Below are 18,144 nucleotides of genomic sequence, written 5' to 3'. Positions count from 1 at the left end.
TTCCGGCGCGATATGGGGTCAGTCGCGTGTCACCAGCACGTGACGTTTCTTGCCTGCGGTCAGTTTCAGCGGTGCGCTCAGGTCGTCCGCCTGGATCATCTGGCCCGCATCCGTGACCGGGATGTCATTGGCCCGCGCGCCGCCTTCGGCGATCAGGCGCTTGGCATCCTTGCCGGATTTCGCCAGCCCCGCACGCACGAAAAGCTGCGAGATGGAGATGCCGTCAGTCAGTTCCGAGGCGCTGAGCGTCAGGGTCGGCAGTTCCTCACCGGTGCCGCCTTTCTCGAAGACCTCGCGCGCGGTGGCCTCGGCGGCCTGTGCGGCCTCAAACCCGTGACAGAGCGTCGTGACCTCATTGGCGAGGATGATCTTGGCCGCGTTGATCTCGGCCCCTTCCAGCGCGCCAAGGCGGTCGCAGTCCTCGACCGGCAATTCGGTGTAGAGCTTGAGGAAGCGGCCCACATCCGCGTCCGTGGTGTTGCGCCAGAATTGCCAGAATTCATAGGGCGAGAGCATATCGGCATTGAGCCAGACAGCACCCCCTTGGCTCTTGCCCATCTTGCGCCCGTCCGAGGTGGTCAGCAGCGGTGTGGTCAGGCCAAAGATCTCGGCATCGGCGATCCGGCGGGCCAGATCGATGCCGTTGACGATATTGCCCCATTGATCCGACCCGCCCATCTGCAACAGGCAGCCATGGCGGCGGTAGATTTCCACGAAATCATAGGCTTGCAGGATCATGTAGTTGAACTCAAGAAAGCTGAGCGATTGTTCGCGATCCAGCCGCGATTTCACCGACTCGAAGGACAGCATCCGGTTGACCGAGAAATGTCGCCCCACATCGCGCAGGAAATCGAGATAGTTCAGCCCGTCCAGCCATTCGGCATTGTTGAGCATGATCGCGTCATTCGGCCCGTCACCGTAAGCAAGGTATTTCGCGAAAACCTGCTGCATGCCGTTGATATTGCTGTCAATCGCGGCGGCATCCAGCAGAGGGCGTTCCTCTGAGCGGAAGGAAGGGTCGCCCACCTTGGTCGTGCCGCCGCCCATCAGTGTGATCGGCTTGTGGCCGGTTTTCTGAAACCAGCGCAGCACCATGATATTCAGCAAATGGCCGACATGCAGCGATTTTGCGGTGGCGTCATAGCCGATATAGGCGGGCACAACCCCTTTGATCAATGCCTCGTCCAGACCTTGCAGATCGGTGCAATCGGCGAGGAAGCCGCGCTCGGCCATGATGCGGATGAAATCCGATTTGGGGGTGTAGGTCATTTTCGCTTGTCCCGGCTGACAGAATGGGGCGATCTATAGCCGTGCCATGGTCCAAGGAAAACCCCATGTTGAAAAGTGAGTTCAAGCGCGTGCTGGGGCTGATGTCGGGCACCTCGTTTGACGGGGTGGATGCGGCAGTGCTGGAGACTGATGGCGAGAGCGTGCGGGCCTTCGGGCCAAGCGCCTTCCGGCCATTCTCGGAGGCCGAGCGCGCGGTGCTGCGCGCCGCCATGGGGCGCTGGCCGGGGGAGCCGGGCGTGGAAGAGGCCGCCGAGATCGTCGAAACTGCCCATGCCGAGATTGTCGCGCGGTTCGAAGGCGTGGATCTGATCGGCTTTCATGGCCAGACGCTGGCGCATGAGCCGCGCGGGCGGGGCACGCATCAGGCCGGATCGGGCGATGTGCTGGCGCTGGTCTCGGGCGTGCCGGTGGTCTGGGATTTCCGCTCGTCGGATGTGAAACTGGGCGGGCAGGGTGCGCCGCTGGCCCCGTTCTATCATTTCGCGCTTGCACGCCATATCGGGGCCGAGGCGCCAATGGTGTTTCTGAACCTTGGCGGTGTGGGCAATCTGACCTGGGTGGATCCGCGTTGTGACCGGCCCGAGGCACCCGGCGCATTGCTGGCGTTTGACACGGGCCCGGCCAATGCGCCGATGGATGATCTGTGCCATGCGCGGCTGGGGCGCGCGCGGGATGAGGGCGGCGCGCTGGCGGCGCGGGGCAGGCCCGATATGGCGGTGGTGCGGGATTTCCTGCGCGAGGGCTATTTCCTGCGCGTGCCGCCCAAATCGCTGGACCGCGATTTTCCGGGCTTGGGCGCGCGGGTGGCGCATCTGGGGGATGCGGATGCATTGGCGACGCTTTCGGAATGCGTGGCGGCGTCGGTCGCCTCGGGTTTCGACCATCTGCCGGAAGTGCCCGCGCAGGTGCTGGTTTGCGGCGGCGGGCGGCATAATGCGGATCTGATGGCGCGGCTGCGCGCGCATCTGCCGGGTGAGCTTGCCCCGGTCGAGGCGGCAGGGCTTGACGGCGACATGATCGAAGCGCAGGCTTTCGCCTATCTGGCGATGCGCGTCGCGCGGGGGCTGCCGACCTCTTGCCCCACGACAACGGGTGTGGCCGCAGCCGTTGGGGGCGGGCAGATCAGCGCGCCGTAAGCTTGGAGACAAAGATGCAGGATATCGACGACGACCGCCCGACCGCGCCGCTGGACAAATCCGAGGAACCGCTCTGGAAGCGGCTCGTGTTCATGCTGATCATCGCGGCGATGATTTCGGTCGCGCAATCGATCCTGTTCCTGATCGCGGTGATCCAGTTCATCATCATCCTGATCGACCAGCGCCAGCCGAATGAACGGCTGGCCGATTTCGGCTGCATGGTGGGGGCCTGGGTCGCCAAGGCCGCGCGCTATATGTCGATTGCCACGGATGCGAAGCCCTGGCCCTTCAAGGATATGGACTGACGGGCGAAGCAATGCCGCACCGGGGCCTTAATCAGGCTCTGAACGCTTGCGGGGGCCGCGCGCGCGGCCTAAGTCTGGGGCAACAGACAGGAGATTTTCATGGCCCTTGACGACCGCAATGTGACGCAGACCGAATTTGGCGATCTTCCCGAATGGGATTTCTCGGCGCTCTATTCCGGGCCGGATGCGCCCGAACTGACCCGCGATTTTGACTGGCTGGCGCAGGAATGCGCTGATTTCGCAAATACTTACGAGGGGAAGCTTGCGCAGCTTGACGCAAGCGCGATGCTCGAATGTGTGCGCCGCTATGAGAAGATTGACATGGTGGCGGGGCGGCTGATGTCCTATGCGGGGCTGCGCTATTATCAGAACACGATTGACCCTTCGCGCGCGAAATTCATGGCCGATGCGCAGGACCGCGTGACCAATGCCACAACGCCCCTGGTGTTCTTCTCGCTGGAGATGAACCGGATCGAGGATGCGGCTTTTGCGGCACTTCTGGCCGCCAATGACGATCTGGCGCGCTACCGGCCCGTTTTCGAGCGGATGCGCGCGATGCGGCCCTATCAGCTCTCGGATGAGCTGGAGAAATTCCTGCATGATCAGTCGGTTGTCGGCGCTTCTGCATGGAACCGGCTGTTTGACGAGACCATGGCCGGGCTGGAATTCGAGGTCGAGGGCGAGGAAGAGCCGCTGGGGCTGGAAGCCACGCTGAACCTGTTGACCGATACGGAGCGGGCGAAGCGTGAGGCGGGCGCGCGGGCCTTGGCGGAAGTTTTCAGCAAGAATATCAAGCTGTTTGCGCGGGTTCATAACACGCTGGCGAAAGAGAAAGAGGTCGAGGATCGCTGGCGCAAGATGCCCACGCCGCAGACAGGGCGGCATCTGTCGAACCATGTCGAGCCGGAAGTGGTCGAGGCGCTGCGCAATGCGGTCGTTGCGGCCTATCCGCGTCTGAGCCACCGCTATTACGCGCTGAAAGCGAAATGGCTGGGGCTGGAGACACTGGAAGTCTGGGACCGCAATGCGCCGCTGCCGCTGGAAGCGCCGCGCAAGATCGGCTGGGATGAGGCGCGCGAGACGGTGCTTGACGCCTATGCAGGCTTCTCGCCGCAACTGGCGGAACTGGCCGAGCCGTTTTTCAGCCAGGGCTGGACCGATGCGGCGGTGAAGCCGGGCAAGGCACCGGGGGCCTTCGCGCATCCGACGGTCACGGATGCGCATCCGTTTGTGATGCTGAACTATCTGGGCAAGCCGCGCGATGTGATGACCCTGGCGCATGAATTGGGGCATGGGGTGCATCAGCGGCTGGCGGCGGGTCAGGGGGAGCTTCTGTCCTCGACCCCGCTGACGCTGGCGGAAACGGCCTCGGTCTTTGGTGAGATGCTGACTTTCCGGCGGATGCTGGAGAAGGCGAAAACGAGCGAAGAGCGCAAGGTGCTGCTCGCGGGCAAGGTCGAGGATATGATCAACACGGTTGTGCGGCAGATCGCGTTTTACGATTTCGAATGCAAGCTGCATGCGGCGCGGCGCGAAGGCGAATTGACGCCCGAGGATATCAATGCGCTCTGGATGTCGGTGCAGGCGCAAAGTCTGGGGCCGGTCTTCAATTTCATGGAAGGCTATGAGAGTTTCTGGTCCTATATCCCGCATTTCGTGCATTCGCCGTTCTATGTCTATGCCTATGCCTTCGGGGACGGGCTGGTGAATGCGCTTTATGCCGCCTATGAGGCTGCGCCCGAGGGGTTTCAGGACAAGTATTTCGAGATGCTGAAAGCGGGCGGGTCCAAGCACCATAAGGAGTTGCTGGCGCCCTTCGGGCTGGATGCGTCCGACCCGGCGTTTTGGGACAAGGGCCTGGCGATGATCGAAGGGTTCATCGATGAATTGGAAGCGATGGGGTGAGGCGGCTGGTAGGGTGCGTGCTGAGCACGCACCCTACGTCAACCACGCTTACTGCGCGCGCTGATATGTCCGGCGGATGGCCTCGGCCACGGCCTCGGGCTGCGCGTGATGGGGCATATGGCCGCCATTATCCAGCCGTGTCAGATTGACGCTTTCGACCTCGCGCAGCATGCGTTCGGCATGGATGTCGATGCCGACAGTCTCATCGGCGGTACCATGCACGATCTCTATGGGCATGGTCAGCGCCGGATAGCCCGGATACATCGCTTCGACATAGCCGATCAGGCTGTTGACCTGCTGCGCGTTCAGCGCAAGCTGGTCGCGCCGCATGGTCTGTCTGAAGCCCAGATGATCGAGATAGCCCTCGGGCACCGGATCGGGGCTGAAGACGCCTGCCAGCGCATTCTCGACCGCGCGGCGCGGCGCAAGCGCTGCGATGGTGGGCAGGATCAGATAGCGCCCGAGCGGCGAGGCGGTGAGGCGATACCAGAGCCCCAGATCACCGGGCCAGGGATGGGTGACAGGCGCAAGAAGCGTCAGCCCCGCCACATCGTCAGCCGCGCGCAGCGCCCAGGCCAGCGCCACCGTACCGCCATAGGAATGGCCCAGCACGATCGGGGTTTCCACATCCAGCGCGCGCGCCGCCGCGCGCAGGATGTCAGCCTGATGGATCGGGCTTTCCACGCCGCCGAAATCATCGGAAAAGCCGAAACCGGGGCGGTCGAAGGCGATGACGCGGAACTCATTCGCCATATGCCCGATCAAGCTGAAGCTGAAATCACGCGCATTGCCATTCGCGCCGTGGATCATGACCAGATCCGGCCCTTGCCCACGAATGATCGCGTGAATACGCCCCCCGGCCAAGTCGATGAAGGCGCCTTCGGGCAGGGTTTCGGCGCGCGCCATCGGCATCTCCCGGCTCATCGCGCAGACCACGAGAATCGCGGTGATCAGGGCAAGCCCGGCTATTCTACTGGCCAATCTGCGCAAGGTCATAGGGCGTGGTCTGATAAATCTGGTTGATCCAGTTGCCATATAGAAGATGCGCGTGGCTTCGCCAGCGGTTCAGCGGGGGTCTCGCGGGATTATCATCGGGGTAATAGTTGGACGGCACATTGATGGGTTTGCCCGCATCCACGTCGCGGTCATATTCTTCCTTGAGCGTGGTGCTGTCATATTCAAAGTGATTGAGGATCATCAGCGCGCGATGCGCCGGATCCTCGATCAGGCAGGGGCCGACCTGATCCGAGGCGATCAGCGTTGTCAGGGCGGGGATGGCATCCACCTCTTGCTGGCGCAGCTCGGTCCAGCGGCTGACCGGGATCAGCACATCATCCGAGAAGCCGCGCAAATAGGGCGAGGCCGGGACAAGGTTGCGGTGGCGGAAACAGCCGAAGGCTTTGGCGTCGAGCATATGCTTGGGCAGGCCGTAGAAATGCGCGAGCATCGCCATGCCGCCCCAGCAGACCCCGAAAGTCTGGTGGACATGGGTCTGGGTCCAGTCAAAGACTTCGGTCAGTTCGTCCCAATAGGTGACATCTTCATAGGGCAGGTGTTCGATGGGGGCACCGGTGATGATCAGCCCGTCGAAGCGCTCGGATTTCACCTCCTGAAAGGGGCGGTAAAATTCGGCCATATGCTCGGCGGCGGTGTTCTTGGTCTCATGCTCGGACATGCGGATCAGCGATAGCTCGATCTGCAAGGGCGTCGCGCCGATCAGCCGGGCGAATTGCGTCTCGGTCTGGATCTTCTTCGGCATCAGGTTCAGAAGCCCGATGCGCAGCGGGCGGATATCCTGCCTTGCGGCCTGGGCCTCGGACATGACCATCACGCCTTCGCGGGTGAGCACGTCGAAGGCAGGCAGGGTCTCGGGCAGTTTGATCGGCATGGGGTCGTCCTCAGTCTGGCAGCTTGGCGGCGATCAATGTGTCAAAATCGCCAGGGGTGCGGATGCGCGTGACCTCTTCGGCGCTAAGAGTGATCCCCCAGTTCTGCGCCATGGCCGCGTAGCGGGGCGCGCGATGGGCCAGTGCGCGGGCATAGGTCCAGCGCACGAAAGCGTCGGGATCGATCTTTTCCGGGGCATGGCCGGTTTCGCGCTGATAATCGGCCCAGGCGGCATGCAGAAATTCGGGCTGGTAATACATGGGCTTGGGCGCGCGGTCGAAGCGGCGGATCAACTCGGCGGTATGCGCGTCAGAGCCCTTGATCCAGACCGGCAGGACATGGGGTCTGAGCGCGCTCATCAGCGCGTCATCGGGGTCATAGGGGTTGATCACCTCGCAGATCGACCCGCCGGTGTCGCAGATGAAATGCGGGTAGCCATAAAGCGCTTTGGCGCGCGCGATGAAATGCGGCGTGTCCGCAAGCGCCGCGATTTCAGCGGCGCGGTGCTGGTCCTGCCGGGTCATGTACTCGTCGAAGGGCAGCCCCCCTTTGGCCGGATCGCCGGGTTTGCCCAGATAGGTCGAGAGGGGGGCGAGATTGTCGAAGGTGATATTCGAGCTGATATAGACCGAATCTGTCAGCAGAAGTTCGCGCAGGAGCGGCACTTTCATCGCCTCGCGCTTGAAATTATCGGCGATATATTCGCCCATATAGCGCGTGCCGATGCGGTAATCGATCGAGTAATGAAACCAGCCGCCGCCCTCGCGCAGGAGATTCGCGAGATAGGTCTTGCCCAGCCCCGACATGCCAAACAGCATGACCTGTTTGCGCGGGGCGTTCAGCCAGTTTGTGGCGGTCGGGTAGAGCATGGGCGCGTTCTCCGGGCGGGCAGGTGCCTTTGCCTAGCCAGTGGGCGCGGGATGGTCAATGGCGCATGAAAAAGCCCGCCAGTGCGGAACTGGCGGGGCTGAGTTAACTCAAATCACCGTTTACTAAAAGCGATAGCCGATGCGGACGCCCGCACCGATGGCGGAGTTCTTGCCGAATTGGCTGTTCACCGGCGGACGGGTGGTGACGCCACCAAGGCGTGCGTATTGCACACCTGCGCTGATGGTCATGGCATCCTTGGTGTAGGAGATGCCCAGACCCAGCGTGTTGCGCTTGCCGATGGGGCCCAGATTGCCGGTTTCGCGACCATTGCCCGTATCATGTGCCAGAGAAACCGAGCCGGACCAGTTTTCGTTGAAACGACGACCAACGCCCAGCGTATAGGTGATGGAGTTCCGGTCGTAGTCGACCAAAGGCGTGGTGCTGATCGCTGCATTGTACATTGTCGGCTGGATCATGAAGTCTTTCCAGTTCACCCAACGGACCGAGCCGAAAACCAGCGTATCTTCGGCGACACCGGTCTGGAATTCCAGATTGACCGATGCCGGCAGATTGGTGTCGAAGCTGGTGCTGAAAGGCGAAAGCGGGTGCGCGGGAATGGTCTCTGTCGCGCTGAAGCTGTGCTTGATCCTGGAGTTGTAGGTCAAGGCGACACGCAGCGCGATTTCAGGCATCTCGTAGGCGACACCCAGCAGGTAGCCCCAAGCCTGATCGCGGTCGGTGGACATCGTATAGCCACCCGCGAAAGGCAGGCTGACCGAGCCACTGGTCCAGGAAGAACGCAGACCGGCATGGGCACTGAAGCCACCATCAAACTTGTAGCGCATCACACCGGTCAGCATGGTGTTCTCAACCTGGCCGGTCGAGCCTGCCAGCGGCGAGCCTGTCGGATAAAGCGTATCCGCGCCGAAGGGTTGGTCAAGGATCAGCGCGTAGGAGAGTTGTTCGTTGAAATCGCCCTTGAAGCTCAATGAACCTGTCGTGAAGCGGCGCGTGATATTGCCGGTCGGCGCCGAACCGAAAGCCGGACCGGTGGTGCCGCTGACCTTGGGACGCGCATGTGCAACGCCAAGTTCCACATAATTCCCCTGCTGGAACAGGATTGCCATGGACTGCGGGTTGCGCTCGATACCACCGGCGAAAGCGGGGCTGGCGGCAAGGGCGACAAGCCCGGTTGCAAGAGTTCTACGCACGGAAATCTCCTCCTTCTTTCCGCAGGAATGGTCTGGCCGCGACCATGTATTGCTCAAGCTTTGCGCGGTTTGGGCGGTTTTGTCACATGTTACCTAGGGGAAGCGCAGCATGAGTAGGGCCGCATGTGACAGCTTTGCAACGCAAGAGGCTATTCGCCTCTGGGGAGAAGCCGGGTAATGCCCACTGAACCACCGCGTGCAAGATCCGGGTCCAGCGTCATCGGGATATACTCGCCCCGCCGCCACAGATCGCCCAGATCATCATAATGGCGCGAGAGCGGATGGCCGGACTGGCCGGTGGAGAGGATAAAGACCGAGCTTTCGGGATCGGCAAAGTCATAGACGCCGCGATAGACCGCGCCATGAACATTGGCAAAGGGGTCCGGGCCGCGCCCCGAGGTGGCCCCGCGATTGAGCGTATGATCCCCGCCCGAGGTCGATTGGCGGATATTGACGAAATGGCGCACCAGCGCGATCTCGCCCAGCACGGAATGGCGATGCGTGGCCATATGCGCATCGCCCCAGCGCCAGCTTTCGACATTCTCGCCATAGCGCTCGGTAAGGCGCAGGAGCGCCTCGTCCAGCGCGGAAATGGCGATTTCGGTGCAGGTCTCGCGCACTGAGGATTGCACGATATTGCACCATTCCCCTGCGCCATCCGTGTCGCGAAAGACCCGCTCGATGAAGATCGGATCCACATGCAGGAAAGTCTCGGCCAGCGGTCCCAATTCGTCGCGGATCAGCCGGAACTGCAATTCGCGCATCCAAGCGGCATAGATCAGGGGTTCGGGCAGATGCTCGTTCATCTCGCCATTCCAGTCGGCGAGAAGCCGCAGCGCGCGCTGGCGCAGATGGGCGCGGGTGCCTGCGGGCGCGGCCTCGCCCGAGAACCACAGATCGGCGGCGACCAGTGGCAGCAGCAGCCGCGCGGCGGGGCTGACCGTATCAAGCTGTGCCTCGATGAAACTGTCGCGGGTATGAACATTGCGCTGACGCATCAGGTGCTGGAAACGTTCAATGCGCTGCGTATCGCCCCAGTCATGGCTGACATGCAGCGGGAAGGGGCGGTCAAGGATCTTGTTATTGGTATTGCCGAGGATACCCGATTCCGGGTCGAGAAAGCGCGGATTTGCGGAATAGGGCAGCGTGCCAAGCCAGCGGTTTTCCGGCTTCCAGCCCGCTGCGGGCATGCGGCCTTGTGTCTCGTGGCCCGCATCGCGGCGCGGCATGCGCCCCAGAAGCTGCATCGCGATCCGGTCATGCGCGGCCAGCATCAGCACTTGCGAGGGCGCGATATACAGCTCGCCTGCGTCAAGAGCGCCGTCGATATCCTGCGCGCGCATCAGGCGCATGGCGGCGGTCATCGTGGTGTCGTCAGGGGTGAGCGCCGTCCAGCCGATGGTCGCGACATGGCCCGGCGGGGTGATCGTGCCCAGATCATAGAGCGCGCCGGACAGGACCGGCCCGTTCTCGGACCAGCGGAGCGTCAGCGTTACCGGGTCTTCATCCTTGATGCGGATGATCGAGCCGCGGGTTTCGAATTCGGCCCAGCCGTCGGGCGTGCGGTATTGCGCCGGGTTTTCCGGGTTCAGCTCTTCCAGAAACACATCACTGTCATCCATATAGCTGGAGGTGATCCCCCAGCCCATTGCCTCGGAGCGCCCGGACAGGATGACCGGCAGGCCCGGGATGGTGGCCCCGATCACGCCCCCGGTCGCGAGTTCGAGCCGCGCCAGATACATGACCGAGGGCGCGGTCAGTTCCAGATGCGGGTCATTGGCCAGAATCGCCCCGTCACTGGCCGCGCGCGCTGCCGTCGCCGCAAAACTGTTCGAGGCTGCGGCCAATGTGGCCGGGCGGATCGGGCTGAGCGGATCCTGCGCGAGCGTGATTTCGCTGCTGGGCACCACATCGGGAAAGAGGCTTGCGTAATCCGGCAGGGCGGCAACACCAGAGCCGGGCGCATCGGGCATGAGGTCGCGCAGACGCTCGGGCGGCACCAGGAGCGAGACGCGGGCGCGCTGGACTTCGCGCGCGATCTGGCTGTTGAGTTGCACCGCCATCAGTTTCAGGATCGCCAGCGAATCTGCGGGCTGCCAGAGCGGCATTTCTGCGGTGAAGACGAAGAATTCCGGCGCCCCGCGACCGCGCGCGCGCTCATTGGTGGTGCGCAGCCAGGCGTTGACCCCTTCGGCATAGGCGGTGAGGGCGGCCTGTGTCTCGGGATCCTGCGCGGCGAAAGAGGCGCGCGCGAGGGTGTAGATATCGAGCCTGCGCATCAGCTCATCCACCCGCACGGTGCGCCTGCCGAACATTTCCGACAGCCGCCCCTGCGCGGTGCGGCGCAGCATCTGCATCTGCCAGAGCCGGTCCTGCGCATGGGCGAAACCCAGACCGAAGAACACATCCGGGTCACTCTCACCGAAGATATGCGGCACGTTATGGGTGTTGCGCACGATCTCGACCTCGCCCGAGAGCCCGTTGAACCGGAAGGTCTCACTATAGTCGGGCAGCGAGCGCGCGAGGAAGAAATAGAGCCCGGTCGCGACCAGAGCGCCGAGCAGGGCGAGCCCTGCGAAGATCCTCAGAAGCCAGCGGAAGGTGGTGAACATAGGCGGGGCTGCTGTCTTTGAGTTGACGGTCGGACTGGCCCTGATAGGTATTGCCTGAGCGCCCAAAGCGCAATCACAAGAATTCGAGAGGGGGGACGGAATGGCGAAACTGGCGTTTCTGGGGTTGGGGGTCATGGGTGGGCCGATGGCGGCGCATCTTTTGCGCGCGGGCCATGAGGTCACGGTCTATAACCGCACCACGGCCAAGGCCGAAGCCTGGGCCGCGGCCAATGGCGGCGCCTTCGGGGCCACACCGCGCGAGGCTGCCGAGGGGGCCGAATTCGTGATGGCCTGCGTGGGCAATGACGATGATCTGCGCGCGGTCTGTCTGGGCGAGGAGGGCGCATTCGCCGCCATGCCGGCGGGCGCGCTGTTCGTCGATCACACCACGGTGTCGGCGCAGGTGACGCGGGAATTGCATGATCTGGCGCAGGCGCAGGGCGTGGGCTTTGTGGATGCGCCGGTATCCGGCGGGCAGGCAGGGGCCGAAAACGGGGTGCTGTCGATCATGTGCGGGGGCGCCGCGGCCGATTTCGACCGCGCGGCCCCGGTGCTGGACGCCTATGCGCGGGTTTGCAAGCGCATGGGCGAGAGCGGCGCGGGCCAGATTGCCAAGATGATGAACCAGATCTGCATCGCGGGCCTGTTGCAGGGGCTGGCCGAGGCGTTGCATTTCGGCGAGCGCGCCGGGATGGACGGGCGCGCGGTGGTCGAGGTGATCTCTCAGGGCGCGGCGGGGTCGTGGCAGATGCAGAACCGGCACGGGACGATGCTGGACGGGGCTTTCGAGCATGGATTCGCCGTGGACTGGATGCGCAAGGATCTGGGGATCTGCCTTGCCACGGCAGAAGAACTGCGCGCGCCGCTGCCGATGACGGCGCTGGTGGATCAGTTCTACAAGGATGTGCAGAATATGGGCGGCGGGCGCTGGGATACTTCGGCGCTGATTGAGCGGCTGCGCAAGCTGGGGGGTGGGTGATGCTCTATGCTCTGGATGGACATAACCCGGTACCGCCCGAGAATGGCGATTACTGGGTCGCGCCGGGCGCGCATGTGATCGGCACGGTGGTGCTTGGCGAAGGGGTCTCGATCTGGTTCGGGGCGGTGCTGCGCGGCGATAATGAGCCGTTGGTGATCGGGGAAGGCACGAATATTCAGGAAAACTGCGTGCTGCATACCGACATGGGCTATCCGCTGACCATTGGCGCGCATTGCACGATCGGGCATAAGGCGATGCTGCATGGCTGCAGCATTGGCGAGGGGTCGCTGATCGGGATGGGGGCCACGGTGCTGAATGGTGCGAAGATCGGGCGGGGCTGTCTGATCGGCGCGGGGGCGCTGGTGACGGAGGGCAAGGAAATCCCCGATGGCTCGCTGGTGATGGGGGCGCCGGGGCGTGTGGTGCGCCAGCTTGATGCGGCGGCGCAGGCGAAACTGCTGGATTCGGCTGCGGGCTACCGGCGAAATATGCGGCGCTTCAAGGCGGGGTTGAAACCCTGCTGAAGGGCTGCCTGCCCCTGCGGGCGGGCCTCAGGCCATGAGGATCAGCTTCAGCGCAATCGCCCACATCACCAGCGCAATCCCGCCTTCAAGGAGGCGCCAGTTGCGGGGCTGGGCGAAGAATGGGCGCAGCAGCCTGGCGCCATAGCCGAGTGAAAAGAAAAACAGGAAGGATCCTGTGACCGCGCCCGCGCCGAAAACCGCCTGCTGCGGGGCATATTGCGTCGAGATTGTGCCCAGCAGCACCACCGTATCAAGATAGACATGCGGGTTCAGCCATGTCAGCGCCAGCGCGGTCAGCAGGACCGGGCGCAAGGGCTCGCGCGGGGCAGTGGAGACATGTAGAGCGGCAGACGAGGTGAGTGCTGCGCGGGCCGCGCGCGTGCCGTACCAGATCAGGAAAGCCGCGCCGCCGAAGCGCATGAGCGGGCTGATCCATGGCAGGATTTCCGCAATGCGCGCGAAACTGGTGATGCCGATCACGATCAGCACCGCATCCGAGAGCGCGCAGGTCAGCACCACCGGCAGGACATGACTGCCGCGCAGCCCCTGCCGCAGCACGAAAGCGTTCTGCGCGCCGATGGCGAGGATCAGGCTGAGGCCGATGCCAAGGCCGGTGAGGAAAATTGCGAGATCTGTCATGGGTGCTCCGTCAGGCTGCGGGCTTGCGGTAGCGGGTTCATCCAGGTTAGACAAATTCAATTTGCTAAGCTTGATTAAGGACAGCTAATCCATGATCGATTATCCCGCCGCCCGTGCTGTGGCGCTGGTGGTGCAGACCGGCAGTTTCGAGGCGGCGGCGAAAGCGCTGCATGTCACGCCCTCGGCCATCTCGCAGCGTGTGCGGAGGCTGGAGGAGCGTCTGGGCGCAGTGCTGATTGAGCGCGCCACGCCCTGCCGCGCCACCGAAGCCGGGGCGGCGCTGTGTCGACATATGGAACTGGTGGGGCTGGCCGAGCGCGATCTGCTGGCACAGTTTCCGGCCAGCAAGAGCGATGCCGGGCGCGTCACGCTGTCCATTGCGGTCAATGCCGACAGTCTGGCGACATGGTTTCTGCCCGCGATCTGCGATTTTGCCCGCGATGACGGGCTGCTGCTGGATATCGCGATTGATGACGAGGACCACACCGCCGACTGGCTGAAGGCAGGGCGCGTGGTGGCGGCGGTGACGGCGCTGGAAAAGCCGGTGCCGGGCTGCAGGAGCGTGGCGCTGGGGCGCATGCGCTACCATGCCACGGCCAGCCCGGCTTACATGACGCAGCATTTCGCGGATGGGGTGAGCGAGACCGCGCTGGCGCATGCGCCGGTGCTGACCTTCAACCAGAAGGATCAGTTGCAACAGGACTGGCTGCGCGCGCGGTTCGGGTACGGGGTGGTCGGGCCTGCGCATTGGCTGCCCGCGACCGAAGGGTTCGTGACGGCGGCGCTGGCGGGTCTGGGCTGGGGGATGAACCCGGCGCTGCTGGTTGCGGAGCATCTGGCGGCGGGGCGGCTGGTGGAGCTGCTCCCCGGCACGGAACTGGACCGCCCGCTTTACTGGCAGATCAACCGGCGCGCGGCGGGGCATCTGGAGGGGGTGACGGCTGCGCTGCGGGCCTATGCGCGGAGGGTGTTGGTGGGGTGAGTTTCCGGCGCAGGGGCAGAAGAAACCACGCTGCGCGCTTGCGCGCGTTTCACCTTGCCGCGTCGGTGAACCGCCCGGATGACGCCCCCAGTTGCGCCCGCCCGCACTCTGGCGCTGGGTGGTGGCGGGGTCTGTTGCTGATCCTGAACCGCGCCCCGTCGGGCTGAATTCACGACCGGGGGGACCGGGCCGCAATGCAGCGCGACCTCATTCATCCTTCCTCCGATCTGCGAAGAGATCCTCCCGTTCCGGGTCGCGGCTCTCATCCTCCATGATCCCGGCAAGCGCCTGATCCTGAGATAAGTTTCTGCGCGGCGGGTCGATCCAGCCTGCGCAGGTGAAACACGCCGCGCTGTCAGTCACGCCCGACAGCCCAAGCGAGACGCGGCAACGCGCCAGTGCTTCGCCGCGTCGGGGCGGGATGTTGCAGAAATACAAGTGTGCCATTGTGTGCCGGATGCGGGCTTTCTTTCGCCGCTATGCAGAATATCATGGGCGCTGTTGCGTCTTTTCAGGGCCATTGCCATATGCCGCCACTTCAGGACCATCCGAATCGCTATGCGCTGGTGAATGAGTTGCATGCGCGCCCTGCGGCCAAGGTCAGCGTGCCGGGGGTGGCGGTGTTCATCGCGCTCAAGCCCGAGCGCGAGGCCGCGAAACGTGACCGCACGCACGACCGGGCGCATCTGCTGGCGCTGCTCGACCGGCATGGGGCGGGGCATCCGGCCCCGGATGCCACGCATCATTCGGCCGATCTGGGGCGGCATCACCTGAAATGGGAGAGCCATACCGAATTCGTGACCTATACGGCCTTTGAGCAAGGCGAGGCGGCGCGGCCCTTCGATCCGGTGGCGTTTGACGTGTTCCCCGAAAACTGGCTGGCGCAATCGCAGGGCCAGCGGCTGACCTCGATCATCTTTCAGATCGAGGAGATGCCGACCAACCCCAGTGTCGCGGTCCACAAGCTGCTGGAATGGTTTGTGCCCGAAAGTCTGGCGGCGGCCTATGTTCTGGATGGCAGCGCGGTGATTGCGAGCGATTTCCGCATTGACCGGGCAGGGCATGTGCGCATGGCGGTTTTCGTCAAGCCGGGCGTCGGCGGGCGGCGCGTGGGGCGGATCATCCAGCGGCTGTGCGAGATCGAGACCTATACCACGATTTCGATGCTGGGGCTGTTTCGCGCGCGGGCGCTCTCGGCGCAGATGAATGCGCTTGATGATGAGCTGTCGCGGCTGACGCGGGCGATGACCGCGCCCGATTCGCGCTCGGATGAGACGCTGGACGCGCTTCTGGGGATTTCCTCGGAACTGGAGAATATGATGGTCGAATCCTCGTTCCGTTTTGGCGCGACCGGGGCCTATGAGGCGCTGGTGCAACAGCGCATCGAGGTGCTGCGCGAAGAGCGGTTCGAGGATCGCCAATCGCTGCATGAATTCATGACCCGGCGCTATGATCCGGCGATGCGGACGGTGAAATCCGCCGAATTGCGCCTGACAAAGATGGCCGAACGCGCGATGCGCGCGGGGCAGCTTCTGGGCACGCGGGTCGATGTGGAGCGCTCGGCGCAGAACCAGAGATTGCTGGAGAGCATGGACCGGCGCGCGGATCTGCAATTGCGGTTGCAGAATACCGTTGAGGGATTGTCCGTCGTGGCGATCAGCTATTATGCGGTCAATCTGGTGGCCTATGTCGCGATGCCGCTTGTCGAGCCGCTGGGAATGTCCAAGACCGTCGCGATGGCGCTATTGGCCCCAGTGGTGGTGCTGGGGGTCTGGGCGATGGTGCGCCGGATCAGGCATCATTTCGAGTGATCGGGTAAGGTGCGTGGAAACCACGCACCTTACGGGCGGCCTCAGGCGGCGCGATCGGCGGTGAATTGCAGCCGCGCGAGGCGCGCATAGAGCCCGCCTTCGGCCACGAGTTCCTCATGGGTGCCGGTGGCGATGATACGTCCCTCGTCAAAGACGACAATCCGGTCGGCCTGTTTCACCGTGGCCAGCCGATGCGCGATCACGAGGGTTGTGCGGTCCTTCGAGAGGTGATCGACCGCGCGCTGCACGGCGGCCTCAGATTCCGCGTCCAGCGCGCTTGTGGCTTCGTCCAGCAGCAGGATCGGCGCATCGCGCAGGATCGCGCGGGCCAGCGCGATGCGCTGGCGCTGGCCGCCCGAGAGCATGACGCCGCGTTCGCCGAGTTCGGTCGCGTAGCCTTCGGGCAATTTGCTGATGAAGGTATCGGCATCGGCGGCACGGGCGGCCTTGGTCACTTCGCTATCCGAGGCGCCGGGGCGGCCGAAACGGATATTCTCCATCGCCGAGGTGGCAAAGATCACGGGATCCTGCGGCACGAGCGCAATGGCCTTGCGGAAATCGCTGCGGGTCATCTCGCGCAGATCCACGCCGTCGATGCAGACCCGGCCGCGGAGCGGGTCGTAAAAGCGCATCAGCAGTTGCAGTATCGTGGTCTTGCCGGCGCCAGAGGGGCCGACCAGCGCCACGGTTTCCCCCGGTGCGACATCAAGCGAGACATTTTCCAGCGCCTGCTGGCCGGGCCGGGTCGGGTAGTGGAACTGCACATTCTCGAAGCTGACCGCGCCGCGTGTGGGGCGCGGCAGCAGCATCGGGGTCTCGGGATCCTGTACTGAATCCACGGCTTGCAGAAGTTCGACCAGCCTTTCGGTCGCGCCTGCCGCGCGCTGCAATTCTGACCAGATCTCGGAGAGCGCGCCGACCGAGCCTGCGACGATCACCGCGTAGATCACGAATTGCGCGAGTTCGCCCGGTGTCATCGCGCCCGAGGCCACATCGCGCGCACCCACCCAGAGCGTGCCGAGGATGCCCGCGAAAACCAGGAAGATGACGATCACGGTCAGCAACGCGCGGGTGAAGATGCGGCGGCGGGCGACGTCGAAGCTGGTTTCGGTCACGCGGTCAAAGGCGGCGCGGCTGGCGGCTTCATGAGTATTGGCCTGCACGGTCTGCACCGCGCTCAGGGCTTCGGAGGCATTGCCGGAGGACGCTGCGATCCAGTCCTGATTCTCGCGGCTGAGCCTGCGCAGCTTGCGCCCCATCACCACAATCGGCACGATGATCGCGGGCACCATCAGCAGAACGAAGCCCATCAGCTTGGCCGAGGTCAGCCCCAGAAGCACCAGCCCGCCGAGAAGCGTCAGCGCATTGCGCAGCGCGATGGAGACCGAGGAGCCCACCACCGACTGGATCAGCGTGGTGTCGGTGGTCAGGCGCGAGAGCACCTCGCCGGTCATGATGCGTTCATAGAAGGCCGGGGAACGGTCGATGACGCGGGCGAAAAGCGCCTTGCGGATATCGGCCACCAGCCTTTCGCCCAGACGGGTGACGAAATAGTAGCGCAGCCCCGTGCCGAGCGCGAGCAGCAGCGCGAGGCCGAAGGCGCCCGCGAAATACTGGTTCAGCAGCACCATCTCGCGCGCTTCGAACCCGTCCACGACCCGGCGCACCGCAAGCGGCAGGGCAAGTGTGATCGCAGCCGTCGAGATCAGCGCCAGCATGGCCACGGCCAGCAAGCCGCGATAGGGGCGGATGAACGGCCACAGCCCCTTGAGCGCGCCCATGTTCTTCGATTTCGCGCGGGAGTCGAGCGCAGCACTGGTGTCGGTCATCGGGTCAGGCCTTGTCAGATCTTGTCCCGGTTTAGGTCAGTGTGTGCGGGGGGGCAAGTCTTGCATCGGCCTGCGCAGATCTGCCGCAGGCGCGTGCGAGTCCGTCACAGGCGCGCGCAGGCTATTTTTTTGGAAAGTCGATAATCCTGCCCTTGTGTCATTTA

Annotated in this window: 16 protein-coding genes; 7 read left to right on the top strand and 9 right to left on the bottom strand. The window is 63.8% G+C overall.

What is annotated here, in order from left to right:
* Positions 1-18 precede the first annotated feature (18 nt).
* A complete protein-coding gene (gene tyrS / locus BG457_RS18135; RefSeq protein WP_071799163.1) occupies positions 19-1,269 on the bottom strand; it encodes a tyrosine--tRNA ligase in 1,251 nt (416 codons plus the stop codon).
* A gap of 65 nt (positions 1,270-1,334) precedes the next feature.
* On the opposite strand from tyrS, the gene BG457_RS18130 reads away from it, so the two are divergent.
* From BG457_RS18130 to BG457_RS18120, 3 genes are all read left to right on the top strand, one after another.
* The gene (locus tag BG457_RS18130) at positions 1,335-2,426 is read left to right on the top strand and encodes an anhydro-N-acetylmuramic acid kinase (RefSeq protein WP_071799162.1); all 1,092 of its coding nucleotides are present in this window, start codon (positions 1,335-1,337) and stop codon (positions 2,424-2,426) included.
* Positions 2,427-2,440: 14 nt separating this feature from the next.
* Complete coding sequence (locus BG457_RS18125) at positions 2,441-2,731, top strand: DUF4389 domain-containing protein (protein WP_071799307.1); 291 nt, start codon at positions 2,441-2,443, stop codon at positions 2,729-2,731.
* A 99-nt stretch (positions 2,732-2,830) separates the two neighbouring features.
* Entirely contained in the window at positions 2,831-4,636 is a 1,806-nt protein-coding gene (locus BG457_RS18120) for a M3 family oligoendopeptidase (RefSeq protein ID WP_071799161.1), read from the top strand.
* A 48-nt stretch (positions 4,637-4,684) separates the two neighbouring features.
* Here the strand turns inward: BG457_RS18120 and BG457_RS18115 are convergent, their stop codons facing one another.
* From BG457_RS18115 to BG457_RS18095, 5 genes are all read right to left on the bottom strand, one after another.
* Complete coding sequence (locus tag BG457_RS18115) at positions 4,685-5,632, bottom strand: alpha/beta fold hydrolase (protein WP_175546831.1); 948 nt, start codon at positions 5,630-5,632, stop codon at positions 4,685-4,687.
* On the bottom strand, positions 5,607-6,524 hold the full coding sequence (gene metA / locus BG457_RS18110; protein ID WP_071799160.1) for a homoserine O-acetyltransferase MetA: 918 nt from the start codon (positions 6,522-6,524) through the stop codon (positions 5,607-5,609). The genes BG457_RS18115 and metA overlap by 26 nt, the downstream gene beginning before the upstream one ends.
* Before the next feature lie 10 nt (positions 6,525-6,534).
* Positions 6,535-7,392 (bottom strand): ATPase, encoded by an 858-nt coding sequence (locus tag BG457_RS18105; protein WP_071799158.1) that lies wholly within the window; start codon positions 7,390-7,392, stop codon positions 6,535-6,537.
* A gap of 123 nt (positions 7,393-7,515) precedes the next feature.
* Positions 7,516-8,604: an outer membrane protein transport protein gene (locus BG457_RS18100; protein WP_071799156.1), complete on the bottom strand. Its 1,089-nt coding sequence runs from the start codon at positions 8,602-8,604 to the stop codon at positions 7,516-7,518.
* 149 nt (positions 8,605-8,753) lie between these two features.
* Entirely contained in the window at positions 8,754-11,216 is a 2,463-nt protein-coding gene (locus tag BG457_RS18095) for a penicillin acylase family protein (RefSeq protein ID WP_071799154.1), read from the bottom strand.
* Between the two features lie 100 nt (positions 11,217-11,316).
* Here BG457_RS18095 and BG457_RS18090 point away from each other — a divergent pair, with 100 nt between their 5' ends.
* Both BG457_RS18090 and BG457_RS18085 read left to right on the top strand, forming a co-directional pair.
* Entirely contained in the window at positions 11,317-12,195 is an 879-nt protein-coding gene (locus tag BG457_RS18090) for an NAD(P)-dependent oxidoreductase (protein WP_071799152.1), read from the top strand.
* Positions 12,195-12,719 carry a gamma carbonic anhydrase family protein gene (locus BG457_RS18085; RefSeq protein ID WP_071799149.1) on the top strand — a complete coding sequence of 175 codons (525 nt, stop codon included), beginning with the start codon at positions 12,195-12,197 and terminating at the stop codon, positions 12,717-12,719. The genes BG457_RS18090 and BG457_RS18085 overlap by 1 nt, the downstream gene beginning before the upstream one ends.
* 27 nt (positions 12,720-12,746) lie before the next feature.
* Here BG457_RS18085 and BG457_RS18080 read toward each other — a convergent pair whose 3' ends face one another.
* Positions 12,747-13,358, bottom strand: a complete 612-nt coding sequence (locus BG457_RS18080) for a LysE/ArgO family amino acid transporter (RefSeq protein WP_071799147.1) — start codon at positions 13,356-13,358, stop codon at positions 12,747-12,749.
* Between the two features lie 91 nt (positions 13,359-13,449).
* Between BG457_RS18080 and BG457_RS18075 the strand changes: the two genes are divergently transcribed.
* The gene (locus tag BG457_RS18075) at positions 13,450-14,340 is read left to right on the top strand and encodes a LysR family transcriptional regulator ArgP (protein WP_071799145.1); all 891 of its coding nucleotides are present in this window, start codon (positions 13,450-13,452) and stop codon (positions 14,338-14,340) included.
* Between the two features lie 207 nt (positions 14,341-14,547).
* Here BG457_RS18075 and BG457_RS18070 read toward each other — a convergent pair whose 3' ends face one another.
* A complete protein-coding gene (locus tag BG457_RS18070) occupies positions 14,548-14,787 on the bottom strand; it encodes a hypothetical protein (protein ID WP_139257833.1) in 240 nt (79 codons plus the stop codon).
* An 80-nt stretch (positions 14,788-14,867) separates the two neighbouring features.
* Between BG457_RS18070 and BG457_RS18065 the strand changes: the two genes are divergently transcribed.
* Positions 14,868-16,151 (top strand): DUF3422 family protein, encoded by a 1,284-nt coding sequence (locus BG457_RS18065; RefSeq protein ID WP_071799305.1) that lies wholly within the window; start codon positions 14,868-14,870, stop codon positions 16,149-16,151.
* A 41-nt stretch (positions 16,152-16,192) separates the two neighbouring features.
* On the opposite strand, the gene BG457_RS18060 is transcribed toward BG457_RS18065, so the two are convergent.
* Positions 16,193-17,980, bottom strand: coding sequence for an ABC transporter transmembrane domain-containing protein (locus BG457_RS18060; RefSeq protein ID WP_071799141.1), 1,788 nt, complete (start codon positions 17,978-17,980; stop codon positions 16,193-16,195).
* Positions 17,981-18,144 lie beyond the last annotated feature (164 nt).

Source organism: Natronohydrobacter thiooxidans (genome assembly GCF_001884735.1).
Lineage (GTDB): Bacteria > Pseudomonadota > Alphaproteobacteria > Rhodobacterales > Rhodobacteraceae > Roseinatronobacter > Roseinatronobacter thiooxidans_A.
This window is presented reverse-complemented; position numbering and strand designations above follow the sequence as displayed.